Annotated in this window: 7 protein-coding genes and 1 pseudogene; 6 read left to right on the forward strand and 2 right to left on the reverse strand. The window is 63.0% G+C overall.

Annotation, left to right across the window (positions count from 1 at the left end):
• Positions 1-35: 35 nt before the first annotated feature.
• On the reverse strand, positions 36-530 hold the full coding sequence (locus tag FHS96_RS28145; RefSeq protein ID WP_429599809.1) for a Ros/MucR family transcriptional regulator: 495 nt from the start codon (positions 528-530) through the stop codon (positions 36-38).
• Between the two features lie 267 nt (positions 531-797).
• Here FHS96_RS28145 and FHS96_RS28150 point away from each other — a divergent pair, with 267 nt between their 5' ends.
• From FHS96_RS28150 to FHS96_RS28175, 6 genes are all read left to right on the forward strand, one after another.
• A complete protein-coding gene (locus FHS96_RS28150; RefSeq protein WP_429599812.1) occupies positions 798-1,700 on the forward strand; it encodes an endonuclease/exonuclease/phosphatase family protein in 903 nt (300 codons plus the stop codon).
• A gap of 180 nt (positions 1,701-1,880) precedes the next feature.
• A complete protein-coding gene (locus tag FHS96_RS28155) occupies positions 1,881-2,804 on the forward strand; it encodes a nucleotidyltransferase and HEPN domain-containing protein (RefSeq protein ID WP_429599815.1) in 924 nt (307 codons plus the stop codon).
• Positions 2,805-3,760: 956 nt separating this feature from the next.
• The gene (locus FHS96_RS28160; protein WP_429599818.1) at positions 3,761-4,804 is read left to right on the forward strand and encodes an SIR2 family protein; all 1,044 of its coding nucleotides are present in this window, start codon (positions 3,761-3,763) and stop codon (positions 4,802-4,804) included.
• Positions 4,801-6,513, forward strand: coding sequence for an ATP-binding protein (locus FHS96_RS28165; RefSeq protein WP_429599820.1), 1,713 nt, complete (start codon positions 4,801-4,803; stop codon positions 6,511-6,513). The genes FHS96_RS28160 and FHS96_RS28165 overlap by 4 nt, the downstream gene beginning before the upstream one ends.
• A 47-nt stretch (positions 6,514-6,560) precedes the next feature.
• Positions 6,561-9,023 (forward strand): NACHT domain-containing protein, encoded by a 2,463-nt coding sequence (locus FHS96_RS28170; RefSeq protein WP_429599822.1) that lies wholly within the window; start codon positions 6,561-6,563, stop codon positions 9,021-9,023.
• Between the two features lie 465 nt (positions 9,024-9,488).
• A complete protein-coding gene (locus FHS96_RS28175) occupies positions 9,489-14,858 on the forward strand; it encodes a phosphorylase family protein (protein WP_429599825.1) in 5,370 nt (1,789 codons plus the stop codon).
• A 254-nt stretch (positions 14,859-15,112) separates the two neighbouring features.
• On the opposite strand, the pseudogene FHS96_RS28180 reads toward FHS96_RS28175, so the two are convergent.
• Positions 15,113-15,365, reverse strand: a pseudogene (locus tag FHS96_RS28180) (transposase); the annotation flags it as partial.

The following is a 15,365-nucleotide window of genomic DNA, read 5'->3' on the forward strand; positions in this document are numbered from 1 at the left end:
CCACTCCTCGCTGGACGCCGAAGGCGAGGCGCGACCTATTTCACGCGGGCGGCCCGCGTGCGCTTCGGCGCGGGCTCCGCCGGCGTCGCGATACCGAGCTTGCGCCGCCCCGCCTTGACCTCCGGCACCTTCGGCGCCGCCGGCTTGCGCCCCAGCCCTGCCGCCAGCGCCAGTTCCTTGCGCCGCGCCGAATAGTCCGGTGCCGTCATCGGATAGTCCGCGGGCAGCTTGTACCGCTCGCGATAGGCTTGCGGAGTCAGGCCATGCGTCGACAGGTGGCGGGTCAATGTCGAATAGGGCTTCCCGTCGATCATGGAGATGATCTTCGCCGGGTTGGCGAGGCTCTTCCGAACGGTGGTGGCGGCAGCGGGAACCGGCTCGGCAACGGTCTCCGGCTCAGCACCGAGACCCGCCAGCGCAGTGTGCACCTGGGTGATCAAACCGGCGACATCGGCAATCGGCAGCTCATTATGCGCAACATAGTTGACGACGATGTCAGCCGTCATCTCTGTCAGATCGGACGCAACCAATTCATATCTCCCTTGCACCACATGAGCTGAACGCGCCAACCGGCGCGCGCCGACCCTATCAACATACCCACATATCATCCAGCGACGATAAATTATGATGCAAGACAGGAAACATTACGGAGTTTTCATATATTCGAACTCATGAGTGGGAGATCCGCCAGCCAATACGAATGACTACGGCCAAGTCTCCGTCACCAAGGACGACGTCGTCGCCAAACGCAGCACGGTGGGATTGCCGATGCGCGGCTCGCCCGGCACAAGGGCTGCATGATCCGCAGCTTCGCCGCCCTCGCCCTGCTGTCCGCGACCGTCGCCTGCAGCGCACCCCGAACCGCCCCCGAATCCCAACCGCCGGCAGCCGCGCATCCACTCAAGGTCGCGAGCTGGAATCTCGAATTCCTCGCCGAGAAGGACGGCACCGGCTGCCAGCCGCGCACCGCGGCCGACTATCAGGCGATGCGCACGATCGTCGACGGTCTCGATGCGGATATTATTGCGTTCCAGGAAGCGGAATCGGTGAAGGCTGCCGAGCGCGTGTTCGATCCGGAGCGCTACACGATCGTGATGGAGGAGCGTGCAGGCGACCCGAGCGGCACCTGCGGCGGGCGCCACCCCGACCAGCCCTTCATCCGCCAGGCCGTGGGCTTCGCGATCCGCAAGGACATCCCGTTCGACCGCCACTCCGACGTTACCAGTCTGATGCTCGGCAATCCGCAACTGCGCTCGGGCGTCGATATCACGGTGCGTCCGAAGGGCAGCGCCCCGCTCCGCCTCCTCGGCATCCATCTGAAGTTCGGCTGCTTCTCCGGAACCCAGGGCACCGCCTGCCCCATCCTTATCGAGCAGATCCCGCAGCTTGAGACGTGGATCGACGCCGCGGCCGCGGGCCCGACCCGGTTCGCCGTCCTCGGCGACTGGAACCGCCGCCTCGCGCTCCCCGGCGACCCCGTATGGAAGGAGATCGACGATGCCGAACCCGCCGACGCTGATCTCCGCCTCGCCGACGAGGGCACGCCGCCCGGCTGCGACCCGCGCTACGACAGCTTCATCGACCATATCGTCCTCGACAGGCGCGCCGGCGACGCGATGGTCGGATTCAGCGAAGCGCGCTACCCGCCGGGCGCCAGGCATGTCTCCGATCATTGCCCCATCGCCGTGACGCTGCGATAGTTCCTGCCCCGGCCCCATCCCGAGGCGCGCCAGACATCCGACGCGCCCGCAACGCTATCGATGCATGAGGATATCGCCTATCGGCACCGAGGCGGCAGATACACTGCCACCCCGAACAAAATGAATACATCTACCGTTCCGGAGGTGGCACGCGCCCGCCGGACCGGCTAAGGCACGGGAATGCGGACCGATCTCGACCATCTGCCGGCGCACAAGCAACGCGAGCTGCAGCGCGTCGTGCAGATCATCTTCGAGGAGTTCGAGGACGCCTTCGCGCTCTCGCGCCACGAGTGGAAGAAGAAAGGCCGCATCGAGAAGATCATCCTCTACGGCAGTTATGCCCGCGGCGGCTGGGTCGACGAACCCTATACCGCAAAGAGCTACAAATCCGACTATGACCTGCTGATCATCGTCAACGACAAGCGGCTCACCGACCATATCAAATATTGGGCGAAGCTCGAGGACCGGCTGATCCGGGAATATGGGATTACCGGTACGATCCGAACGCCGGTGAACTTCATCGTCCATACCCTTCAGGAGGTGAACGATGGCCTCGCACACGGACGCTATTTCTTCATGGACGTCCGCCGGGACGGGATAGCACTGTACGAGTATGGCGATACCGAGCTTCATGAGCCAAAGCCGAAGACGCCCGAGCAGGCACTGGCGCTGGCAGAGGAGTATTTTAAGGAATGGTTCCCTGCCGCAATGAAGCGCTTTGAGGGCGGGAGATTTTATGCTGAGCGTGGCTACAACAAAGATTCGGCGTTCGATTTACACCAATCAACCGAGAGACTCTATCATTGCATACTTTTAGTCTGCACATTTTACACGCCTCATGTCCACAATCTGACGTTCCTAAGAACTCAGGCCGAGCGTCTTGACAGGCGCTTGGTTGAGGTTTGGCCTCGCGAGCGAAAGAGCGATCGAGCACTCTTCGAGAAATTGAAGGACGCCTATGTAAAGGCGCGCTATTCGAAACATTATCGGATCACCTCCGAGCAATTGGCATGGCTGGCTGACCGTGTAGAAGACTTGGGCCAGACGGTCCATGTCATCTGTTCGGAACGAATAGAGGTTCTCAAGCGCTCGGCGGCTGCATAGGGGCCTAAGAAGCTGGCGCGGTTGTATCTCACGGAGTAATGATGCGCATTCCCGCATTCCACGTGATAAGCGGAACCGTAGACCCCGGCCTTGGATCGCATGGCTCGATGGACGTGACCATCACCGAGCAAGAAACGCCTATCGGTGCCTAGCATAAATTTACGATGAATTCGTTTTAGGAGCCTGCTGCCGCCACCGAATAATGTTGCGCATCTGATCGCCTGCGCAAACTGTGTCGTGGTTGGCGGCGTTATAATGTATCTTCTCTACGACCGGAGCGTTGTTTGCTCTTGATCGCTGCTATTGCACGGATCCTGGTAGGCTGGACGGCCATCACCGCCGATCAGAAATGCGCGGCGGATCGCTGACATTCACGCTTTGCTCGACGAGCTCGGAATAGTCGAGGCAGGCGCCGATAAGAGTGGGGACGCAGTGCTTTCGGCAGCCTGAAGATCCATCCCTCAGGCCATCGATCATGGATTCATCGACCGCTCGGGTGCCCACTTCCGACCAACACAAGCCGTTCCACGGCGCGCGTGCGAATGGCCGCTTCTGCTGGAACCCGCCATTCCTGTCCCTTTAAGCGTTCCGGCACCAAAGCGCCGTAAAATCGGTCGTTCCGCTAGACCGTTGGCGACACCAGAAGCAGCCGTTGTTTATGGCGCACGACCACGGCTGTGAACGGCGATCTTTGAAGACAATCTAGGCTGTACGGGATAGTGGTTCCGGGCGAACTAATCCGACCTTAAATTTTACATTCGGGATGGTGCTGATCCGCGGCGAACCAAGCGCGCGAGTCAATCCGTTTTGGAGAGGAATTTACGTTATCGGAACAGTACTCAATCGCTAAGGAGTGAAACCGGATCGAACCTCCGATAGGATGGGCTACGGGGCGCCGATGCCCGCAAGGTCGGCGGTATAAGCTCGGGCGCGATTGAGGAGGGCAAGACAGCATTATGACGGCGATCGGGCTTTCCGCAATTCTTCCCAATATCGGCAGCGGCCTCAACAATAGCGGCTTCCTGTTCGGGGCCGGGACCTCGCTCGAGGCGGGCTATCCAATGATGGCAGGGCTCACCCGCGACGTGGTGGGCGCGCTGTCGAGCGACGAGCGCGCCGCTCTCGACGAGGCGTTGGCAGTCACCTCAATGGTCTATGACCCTGCCGCCGGCGAGCCCAATATCGAGCTGATCGCGGATCGGGTGATCGCCCATTCGATCAATTCGGGCGAGCCGCGTTTCGCAGCCCTCGAGGCGCAGCTGCGGGCGCTGGTGACCGACGTCATCCTGAGCGTTGCGAGCCCCAAGCTCGACCATCATGTCCGGTTCCTCGAGCTGCTCAAGGCTCGGACCTATGGCCGACCGTGCTGCATCTACATCTTTACCACCAATTATGACGTGCTGTTCGAGCTGGCCGGCGCGATCACGGGAGTGGTTGTCGAGACGGGCTTCGTCGGCTCGGTCGAGCGCTTCTTCGACCCGCAGCGCTTCACCACCGCCTGCGGGTCTATGCTCGCCCATTCCCGGTTCAGCGAGCATCCCGCGCTGACCGTGCGGCTGGTCAAGCTGCACGGCTCGGTCTCCTGGTTCGCCCGCGATGGTGCGATTTTCGAGCGGCATCCCGATGCGATCGCGGGCGGCGACAAACGCATCATGGTGCTGCCTCGCCGGGGCAAGGTGATGGATACGCTCCAGCATCCCTATGACATGCTGTTCCGGGTGACCGCCCAGGCACTCGGTACCCAATGCAAATATCTGGCGAGCTGCGGCTTCAGCTATGGCGACGACCATATCAACGCCAATCTGCTCGTCCCGGCGGTGGCCGACGCCCGGATCCGGCTGTTCGCGCTCTCGGCGGTGGAAAGTGCGGGCATGGCCGCGATGAAGGGCGTGCCGGCGTTCAGCGCGGGCTTCGATGGCGACGGCATCGCCCAGGGCGTCGCCCATGACACCGGCACCGACCTGTGGAAATTCAGCAAATTCGTGGAGCTGTTCGCATGACTGACCCGGCAAGCGCCTATCGCATCGGCAAGGTGGTGGCGGTCACCGGCGACCAGGTCTTCGTGGCGTTGGCCGATCCGGACATGGCCGAGCCCGCCTCGGGCGTGCCGCCGTCGATGACAGTCGACATTCCCAGCGCCGCGGGGCCGACACCGCTGCTGATCGGCCAGCCGGGGACCTTTGTGATGGTATCGCTGCCCGCGGGCTTCCTGCTCTGCATGGTCACCGGTATCGAGATGAGGGAAGAGCGGATCTCGTCCGCCGACCTCAAGCAGGCCGACCAGGAGGCGACCCTGCTCCTCGACCGGGTGTCGCGCAGCCTGGCGACGGTGCCGGTCGGCACGATCAACACCAGCGGCCTGTTCGAGCGCGGCACCGACACGATGCCGACAGTCAATGCCCCGGTCTTCGCCGTCGATGCCGGCATGATCGATCGGATCTATGCCGGCTATGCCGAAGGCGACTTCTCGCTGGGCGCCCTGTCGCTGATCCCGGGCCAGGCGGCGAAGATCAATCTCGATGCCTTTCTCACGCGCCATGCCGCCATCCTCGGTCAGACCGGCGGCGGGAAGTCTTGGACGGTGGCCTCGGTCGTCCAGAAGATATGCGAGTTTCCCCAGTCGACGATCGTGATGTTCGACCTGCATGGCGAATATGGCGCGACCTTCGGGGATTGCGCCGACGTGATCTCAGCGGCCGATCTCGAGCTGCCCTATTGGCTGATGAACTCCGAGGAGCTGCTTGGCCTGATGGTCGACCGCAGCGAGTCCGCGGCGCCCAACCAGATCGCCAAGTTCAAGGAGCTGCTCCAAGCCGCCAAGGAAAGCCATGGTGAGAATCTGGCGCTCGGCATCCCCAAGATCACCATCGACACGCCGGTCTATTTCGATTTCGCCGCGCTGGTCGATCGGTTCCGAGCGCTCGATGTCCAGATGGTCCAGGGCTCGATCAAGGACATCAAGGGCCCGCTCCATGGCCAGTTCACCCGGCTATTGATGCGGATCGATTCGCGATTGAATGACCGGCGCTACGACCTCATCTTCAACCCGACGACCTATGCGACCAGCGCGTCGATGGACGTGCTGTTCCGCCGGCTGCTCGGTGAGACGGCAGGCGCACGCAAGAAGGTCGTGGTCATCGACATGAGCAACGTGCCGTTCGACGTGCGCGCCTCGGCAATCTCGCTGATCCTGCGCTGCCTGTTCGACTTCGCTTATTGGTACCGGCGTCTCAACCGGGTCAAATATCCGATCGCGGTCTTCGCCGATGAAGCCCATCTCTATCTGAGCGATCGCGACAGCAATGCCGAGGCGGCGCGCAGCTCGGCCGAGCGGATCGCGAAAGAAGGCCGCAAATATGGCATCAGCCTCACCGTGATCAGCCAGCGGCCGCGCGAATTGTCGAGCACGATCCTTTCGCAATGCGGCAGCTTCCTGTGCCTGCGCATCTCCAATCCCGACGACCAGGCCTATGTCCGCAACCTGCTGCCGGACTCGGTGCGCGGGATCACCGCGATGTTCTCTACACTGCGGCGTGGCGAGGCGATCCTGCTGGGGGATTCGGTGATGATGCCGACGCGGATCCGCATCGACCGTCCCGAACCCGCGCCCGAAAGCGACGATGCGTCTTTCGCGCGGGCCTGGGCGTTGCCGCCCGTCGATATCGACATGCCGGCGGTGCTCGCCGCCTGGCGCAACCAGAGCGTCTGAGCCGACGATGAACGCCGACCTACGCGCGCCGGAAGGACAGTGATCCGATGCGGAGCACTACCCAGAAGGGCAATGCGTTTCGCGATGCGGTCGCGCAATTGCTGCGGGCGGCGGGCTTCCGCGCCGAGACCGAAATTCAAATCGGTTACAAGAATGCCGATGTCGTGGGGATCTGGTCGCGCGACGAGATGGCGGGCAAGCAGCGCTATGCCTTCGAGGCGAAGGACTATGAGGGCACGCTGCCGCTCGGCCAATGCACCAAGTTCGCGCATGATTATGCGAACCTCGTCGCAGAGGACGAGATCGATCACGCCTGGCTCATCTCGAAAGGCGCGATCTCGCCCGAAGGCCGCAAGGCGGCGCAGAGCCGGCGCGGGCTCCAGGCGATGACCTTCGCCGAGCTGCAGCGCCGGCTGCTGCTGCTCGATCCCTACCTGAAGGACCTGATCGGAGCGCATGATGCGAGCCGCCTGGCGGATTATTATATCCCGCCCGAGACCCCGCATGGCGAGGATCTCGAGGCGCATGTCCGCGCCTGGATCCAGGCGGCCGATGCGCCGCCGCTGTTCGTGCTCGGGCCCTATGGCAAGGGCAAGTCCACCTTCGCCAATCATCTCGCGGCGACCTTCGCCAAAGAAGCGATCAGCGATCCGACCGCGCGCGCACCAATCCTGGTCCGGCTCGGGGAGATCGCCGACGAGCAGTCGCTCGAGGGGTTGCTCGGCAAGGTGCTGGCCAGCCAGCACCGCGTGCAGGGCTATCATTTCGAGACCTTCCGAGAGCTCAACCGCGTCGGCCGCTTCCTGATCATCTATGACGGCTTCGATGAGATGAAGCATGGCCTGACGCCGGCCAAGTTCCAGCAGGTGCTGACGGAGCTGATGAAGCTCGACGAGGGCGACGCCCGCATCCTCGTGCTGGGGCGCGATACCGCCTTTCATGACGACGCGGAATTCCGCGCCGTCATCGACGGAATGGTGGTCACCGGCGCGGGGCGATTGGTGCCGGCGCCCGATCGCCGTCCCTATCGTCATGTCGACATTCGCGGGTTTACGCCCGAGGAGGCGCGCCGCTTCGTCGAGCGTTATCTGCCGATCCGGATCGAACGCGAGGGTCGCTCCCCCGATCCCGCCTGGATCGCCGGCCGGGTGGCCGAGCTTGTCTCCGGCCAGTATGATGAACTGCTCAAGCGGCCGGTCCATGCCCAGATGCTGTGCGAGATCGCGGTGCATCCCGACCAGCTGCGCCCCAATATGTCGGTCTATGAGCTGTTCGACACCTTCGTCCATTATCTGCTTCACCGCGAGGTCGGCAAACGCGGCCGCGACAGCGATTTCCCCATCGAGGTCCGGCGGCGCTTCAACGCCAGCCTTGCTTGGTGGCTGTGGGAGCGCGGCGGCGCCTCGACCACGACGCTGAGCGACATTCCGCAGGCGCTGTGCGACGATGCGGTGCGCGATATCCGCCACGGCCTCACCCGCGACGAGATGCGGCGCGAACTGATCCAGGGGTGCCTGGTCGAAAAAGGCGCCACGACAATCTATTTCCACCGCTCGTTGCAGGAGTTTCTCGCGGCCGAGCATCTGATCGAGACCGATCTACTGATGCGCTCCACGCCGTCGATGGGCTGGCTACAGGCGGTCACTTCGGCGCTAACCCCCGAGGTGATCGAGTTCATCGTCGCGGGGATCGATGTCTCGCCGGGACGGCGGCACCGGGCGGTCGACTGGATCGGTTCACTCGGCACGGCGGTGGCCTATCGCGTGCCTTTTGCCGGCTTCGATCTATTCATCCAGCTCGCCCGGGTCACCGTCGCCGATCTCGGTGCGCTGCCATCGGCACCCTGGCTGATCTGGCTCGCTTTTTTCCAGCGTAGCGGCGCCAAGGATTTCACCCATCGCGACCGCAACACCTTCGCGGTCCTCGCCGATTTCCTGATCGCCGCGCGCAGTGCTTCCCGTGAGCTGCAGGCGGCGGTGCTCTACGCGGTAGTGCGCACGCTGTTTCACCCGGTCGAGCGCAATGGGCTGGCAGCGGCGCCGGTGTTCGCCGCGATGATCCCCATCGCGCGGTTGCGCGAGGCGGTGTCCCAGGCCCAGGTCAAGAAATCCGAACGGCAGATCATCAACTATGATGAGGATTTTCTGTTATGGGCGTTGCTGCGGAGCTGGAGCGTCACGACCGACGATCAGGATCGCCAGGTGCTGGTCGTCGACCTGCTCCGGCTGCATCAGGATGTGCTGGGGATTTCGCCCAACGGCTTCGCCCAGGATGAGGATCCCGGCCAGACCTCGATCAGCATCCCGGTACAATCGCTGTATCGGGCGCTTGCCGCGCAGCGGCCCGCGGTGAGCGAGCGCGACATCGAGGCGCTGCGGCCCTTCTTCAACGACGCGGCGGTGCGCGAGGCTTTCGCGCCGATCCAGATCGAGCATCGGCAGGCGCCGCAGATCACCGAGGGCGCCCCGATCAACAAGCGCAAGAGCAAGCCTATCCTGGGCTTGCGCTAGGCCCGCCTGCAGGAACGGTCGGGAACTCCGCTTAAGCTCGTTTTTCACCGCGAGCGATGATGGCGTACTATTGGAGGATTTGAAATTGAGCACGCGCCAATTCTGGCGGAACGTGCACAAATCCATTCTGGGACGCCGTCTCGCGTTTCGAAGAGCCGCTTCGCCTAGCTTTAATCTGAAACCTGCCATTCCGCTATCGGCCCAGCTTTACTCGTAATTCGTCGCTGCTGCGAACCAGCGGGAACGTCCGATCTTCGAAGGCCGCCCGCCAGGACGAGCAGCTACCAGGCGAAATCAGCTTCCACGCCGCCACGCGGTGCTATGAGGATTGCCCTTCTGCTTGTTGGGCAAGGCGCAGGCCAACGCGCAGCATACTGTTCTGATGGCTCGGAAAATCCCCTCCCGCACGCGGAGGGTATCCGTGCTATGGCGAGTTGCAATGAAGAGACAGAATCGGCTCAGCCGATGAACTCACCTATCAAGGCCGCTGGCGGCACGGGTTACTGCACCCTGGAGGATATTCGGGCGAAGGTAGTAGCTCAGAAGCTGCGTTTGGCGTTCTTTGTCACGGCGCTGCCACTTGAGCTCGCGGCGGTGCGTGCGCACGTGACCAACTTGGGCGCCATCAGGACGGTCGATGGGACCATATTCGAGTGCGGTACTTTTGCGGACCGGGGGCAGAAGTGGTTGATCGTCATGGGCGAGACCCGAGCGGGGACGCACAACGCCCAGCTCGTCGTGACCGCCGGTCACACCGTGTCTCAGGTTCTTGGCAAGTTCGAGCTTATGATCTTCGTCGGGATCGGAGGATCTCGAAAGAAGGGAGCCCCGATCGGCAGCGTCGTTGCCGCCGACAAGGTGTATTATCCATATGGCGGCAAGTACACTGGGGGTATGCTGGCGAACCGACCGGACTCGCGGCCGATGGACAGCGAGCTCATCAACATCGCCCAGAAGGTCAGCCGCGACGAGCTCTGGGCTACCCGAATCCTGCCATCTCGGGGCGGCCCGAAGCCCTACACTGACGACTACCCTGTGGAGTTGCCCCCACCCTCTAAGGTAGCACCCATCGCGTCGATCGAGGCTGTGCTCGATGATCCTAAGAGCGAGCTCGAGGCACTTCTCAAGGCGAGCTACGGCGACACCCACGTCGTCGAGATGGAGGGTTACGGGGCCGTCTTCGCGGCCGCTGCGGTACGGACGCCGGGAATGATCCTACGCGGCGTGTCAGACATGACTGAGAAGAAGTCGGACGAGGACGACGACATCTATCAACCGATCGCCGCTGCTCATGCAGCAGCCTTCGCCTTCGAGATGCTCAGCCATTGGGGCATGCATAACGATGCCCCTGGCGGCGGCGGTAGTGCGATCCTTGATATTTCTGCGGCGCCTTTGATTCCGGAATCCGAGGAGGCAACGGTCACTCCGGCCGCAGATGAGGTCAGCAGCAGTTCCAAACCGTTGGCGAGTGAAGTGAAGCGGTCGGCCGTCGTGCCCGTCTCTACAACCTCAACCACGCCGGCATCGACGACGATCGCGATCTCGGTGGTCTTGAACCTGTCTGCCAACTTCGGGCCAGACGACCGCGAACGGCTTGACCGGTTGCAGGAGACGCTGCGGTCCTTCGCTGGCAGCCACCTGCTTCAGATCGTCGAGGCGCGCGCGGGGTCGCTGCTGCTTTTCGTCGCGGACCCGGAGGAAGCGCTCGCGAAAATAGGAGTGAATAGCTTGCGCGAGGCATTGCTTGAGCGCGAAAACGTCGAGCTGGTCGGCATGATGCCGATCGCGTTCTACGATGCGCGCGGCGAACAGCTCGCGGATCTGGGCACAGCGTCGGCCGATCTCCTGAATTGGCCGATCTCATTGCCCGACGGTGATAGGCTGGAGCGGCCGGAGCTCGAAGAGCTATCGAGGAGAATGGAGGAGAACAGCGCTTCCACGACTGCGGTGATCGGTGAACCGGGGTCCGGCAAGTCGGCACTCTTGGCGATGCTGGGCAACAGCTTTCGCGCTAAGGGTTGGCCCGTTCTTGCTATCAAGGCCGACCTCATCGACGCGGATGTGTCGAACGAGGCCGATCTCATGGAATTCCTCGGGCTGACGAACAAGCCTTCCTCGGTTCTGCGCGATCTGGCGGTGTTCGGGCCGGTCCTACTGATCATCGACCAGCTCGATGCGCTTGCCGGCTATCTGGACGTCAAGACCGCGCGGCTTAGCGTGCTGCTCAACCTCGTCCGCAGACTGGGCCGCCTTGAGAATGTGCACGTCGTGCTGTCCTCGCGCATCTTCGAGTTCCAGCATGACGTCCGGCTTCGCGCGGTAAACGCCGAGAGTATCATGCTTGAGCTTCCGCCATGGGACGAGGTGCTTGCCGTGCTCGACGCACGCGGTGTCGCCGCAGGGGGTTGGCCGGCCGACGCGCAGCAGGTGATGCGGACGCCACAGGCGCTTTCGACGTACCTGTTGCTGAACGGTCGCTACAGCTCTGAGCCGTTCACGAGCTATCAGCTAATGCTGGACCGACTTTGGGACGAGCGCGTGCTGGCGGGTAGCGGCGGGGACCGGGACAGGCTGGCGTCCGACATCGCGGAGGCAATGGCCGAGCAGGAGAGCCTGTGGTTGGCCGCGTCGAGGTTTTCGGACAGGTCGGCAGAGCTGCAGGCACTGGTCGCGGCGGGTATCCTTACCACGCTGGACTCCAGCGTCGGGTTCTCACACCAGACGCTGTTCGAATTCACGCTTGCCCGCAGCTTCGCGCGAGAGCCTGGACGCCTGTCCGCTTTCGTGATCGAGCGGCAGGGCTCGCTGTTTTTGAGACCCAAGCTCTGGGCCGGCCTGACCTATCTTCGTGGCGCCGACCGAGATCTCTATCATCAGGAGCTGGAGGCGGTCTGGCGCACCGAGGGATTGCGTGCCCACCTACACGTGCTGCTTATCGATTTCCTGGGGTCGCAGCCCGAGCCAACGGACCGAGAGGCCCTGCTCATGGAAACGGCTTTGACCGGGAAGTTCAGCAGCCTCCGCGGTTTCAAGGCGCTCAGCGGTAGTTCAGGGTGGTTCAACCGCTTTGCCGATAGCTACATTGCGAGCGCGATGAGGGGTGAGGAGCGCCTTGCCAATGTGCAGATCGAGGTTCTCAGCCGCGCGCAGGGGGTAGCGCCGGAGAAGGTCGCATACCTGATCCGTGAACACTGGCTGCCCGACGCCACGAACGATCTGCGCACGTGGGCCGTCATCCATTGGTCGGTGCCCTGGTCAGAGGATATTCTGAACATCGCCCTCACCGTCGTGGGCCGTGCCGACTTGGCGAGCGGGGCAGTGGACAATGTGGCCGGATCCGTCGCCGTAGAGCAGCCAGAAATTGCCTTGCGCTTGGTCCGTGCCCGACTCGATCTCGAACTGGACGTCGCGATTGCGACGGCACAATCCCTGAAGGACAACGCGCCGCCACCGCCGGGGGACGATGCGGAGCCGGACGAGGTGGTGACCTTCCGGCTTGGCGAACGCATTCGCAATCCGGTCCGCAACCTCATCGAGAAGAGCAACGAATGGGATAGCCTCTCCGGCATTGCTGAGAAGTGGCCGCAGGAGATGTTAGATGCGATCTGGCCGTGGTTCGTGCGCGCACTCGACGCGCTCAACCGCCTGAGAGGCAACGGCCATCGGCTCGGATACCCACTCTCACTCGAGGCCGACTTCCGGTTCGATGGAGAAAATGACCTCGATCTGCCGGAAGGCTCGATCCTGGGCGCACTACGCATTGCCGTTGAGGGTCTCGCGGATGCCAATCCCCAAGCGTTCCGCGGTTGGGTAAGTGAAGCGCAGACGGTGGAATTGACGCCCGCGCAGCGCCTTATCGCACACGGCATCGCGCATCGGCCGGAGCCGCTCGCTGAGGTGGGTCTCGACTTCGTGCTCGGCGATGAGCGTCGATACTATCTTGGTTCACTGAGCGATATGCACGGCACGATCAAACGCATGGTTGAGGCCGTGAGCCCGCATTGGACACCGGAGCAGGTTCAGCGGTTCGAGGATCAGGTCTTGGCCTACGCCCCGCCACCGCCGCCCGATGAGCCTGACGCGAAGGGCCGGATGCGCTGGCGCCATAGCATGCGGCAGACGCAGCTAGATCTTTTGAGAGCTCTGCCTGCCCATCAACGCTCATCGCTGGCTGTCCGGCAGGTGGATGAGGGCGAGCGCCGGTATGGCAGCGAGCGGCGGCGAGCGAGCTTCACCGGTGTTCGGATGATCGGCTCGATCATCGAAGCCGATGGGATGTCTCGGGCTAGCGACGATGACATCGTGAACGCATTCGTCGAACTTCCGGATGCGACCGGTTGGGACAACCCGCGGCATTGGATGGCGGGCGGCAACATCCAGCTGGCCCGCGCATTCGCGACCTTCTCCAAGGATAACGTCGACCGTGCGGCCAGCATCCTTGGGCGTCTCGACAAGGACAACGGCGTGCGTGCTGCGGCCTACGCGCTGGATGCCATGTCCGAGGCGGCCTCCCCGTCGACCGTTTTCCAGCTGCTGCGAGATGTCGTCGCGCGGGGCTTCGACGGAGAGGAGTTCCGCCACTCGGTGGCCCGGGCGCTGGACCGGATGGCCGGCAAGAAGATTGAGATCCCAGACGATCTGCTCGCGCTTTTGGAGGAGTGGGTAGCCAATCCTCCCGCATCCGAGATTGGGGCAGAGCAGGCTGAGGAGACCGATGCAGGCGCGCCTGCCGAGGTGGCGGAGGAAGCTCAGTCCGACGAGGATGCGGTCGTTAACCGCAGCCTTCTCTGGGGCTATGGTGGCTTTGACACCTTTCCCGGGGGCGATGTGCCGGTTGCGGATGCCATCGTTCACATCTGGCTGCTTCGCCAGGAGCCTGGAAAGGCGCTGGAGTTCCTGTCCGGCTATCTGAACCAGCAGACTGGTGTTCGGGCTTGGGAGATACTCGCCAGATACCTTTCGCACCTGCGCAAGACGGATAGGGCGAAGCGCAGCAAGTTCTTCGACCGGCTGCTCAACGAGGTTCGCGGCGTCGTGGGCAGTAAGCCCTACGCGCAATTCCTCGCTACCACTCAGCAGGACGACCACGAACTCGTCGAGCGGCATCTCGACGTGTGGAAAGACTCACCTGTTCGCGCCGCGCGACAGGCCTATGGTGAGATCGTCGGGCTGGATGCGCTCCTACGCCCGGAACACGTTGCATCGGTCCGTAGGCTTGAGGACATTGTGGCGGATGCCGCGCAGGGCGCGGCACAAGTCGGCGTGGCGTTGTCGGCCGCTCATCTTTATGCCGAAGAGCCCGACCGCCGAGTGGATGCGGCAAACCTGCTCGCACGGCTGCTCGGCCTCCAAAATCCGGATATCTGGAATGCGGCCTTTGAACTCTTCAGGCTGACGGACGAGCTGGTTGCCGATAAGGCGACCACAACGCTTCTGCGTGCAATCGTCGACGGGCTGCCGCGTTCGCCAAAGCTCAACCCCACCTTCGTAGTGGACCGCCTGGCGACGCTCCTCCCGCACCAAGCGCAGCTGGTGGGGCAGTTTGCGCTGGGGCTTGTTGCCAAGTGGAAATCGGAACTCGGCGACATCCGGACATCGACGGCGATGGCTACCTCGGCGCTTGTCGATCTGGCGATCACGCTCCACCGGCTAGGTCCGGAGACGCGCGAGATTGGCCTCATTCTTTTCGAGCAGCTAATCGACATAGACGCCTATGAGGCGCTTCAGGTTCTGGACGAGATCGACAACCGCTTTCGACCCGCCGAGCCGTACATGAGGCCGCGCGTTCGCCGTCGGTCTCAGGTCTCGCCTCGGCGACCGCGGCGCCGGAGCTAACGGAGGCACGCCTTAAGCCGTTCAAGCACTAGGCTACCAGCCCAACGACGTCACGAGGCCTGTGGTATGTTCTGGCGGCTTTCTCGGTTAGATCGCTAGCAGCCGTCGGGCGGCTCCCGGCCCAGCTTCAGCGGTTATGCTGTGCATCTCGGGCGAACGCCGGATGTCGGCTTCTGACAGATGTCGTTGAAAAAGTCGCTTCTCGGCCGATGCGGCCGGAAATGATTGAAGCGGACGGGCGGAGGTGCCGAGGCTCATGTCACCACCGTCTGCCTGGCGAGGCAGATCTTGGCGAGCTGACGCAGGTTCTGGACGGCGGCGGCGAGGTGGAATTCGTCTCGGGCACCGTTGGGACCGCGTGATCGGAGGCGGTCCATCCGCATGATCCGCTTCAGGTGGGCAAAAAGCATCTGACTTTCTTGCGCTCGCGGCGCGAAGCGATCCATTCGTCTTCCTGCGATAGGGCCCGAGCAAGATCGCGTGCACCTTCGTGGATTGAGCGGGTCA

Origin of the sequence: Sphingomonas zeicaulis (genome assembly GCF_050433225.1) — a bacterium.
GTDB lineage: Bacteria > Pseudomonadota > Alphaproteobacteria > Sphingomonadales > Sphingomonadaceae > Sphingomonas_D > Sphingomonas_D zeicaulis.

Coding starts and splice junctions, on each gene's coding strand:
- FHS96_RS28155 (WP_429599815.1), top strand. CDS start 1,881: ATGCGGACCGATCTCGACCATCTGCCGGCGCACAAGCAACGCGAGCTG.
- FHS96_RS28150 (WP_429599812.1), top strand. CDS start 798: ATGATCCGCAGCTTCGCCGCCCTCGCCCTGCTGTCCGCGACCGTCGCC.
- FHS96_RS28165 (WP_429599820.1), top strand. CDS start 4,801: ATGACTGACCCGGCAAGCGCCTATCGCATCGGCAAGGTGGTGGCGGTC.
- FHS96_RS28170 (WP_429599822.1), top strand. CDS start 6,561: ATGCGGAGCACTACCCAGAAGGGCAATGCGTTTCGCGATGCGGTCGCG.
- FHS96_RS28175 (WP_429599825.1), top strand. CDS start 9,489: ATGAACTCACCTATCAAGGCCGCTGGCGGCACGGGTTACTGCACCCTG.
- FHS96_RS28160 (WP_429599818.1), top strand. CDS start 3,761: ATGACGGCGATCGGGCTTTCCGCAATTCTTCCCAATATCGGCAGCGGC.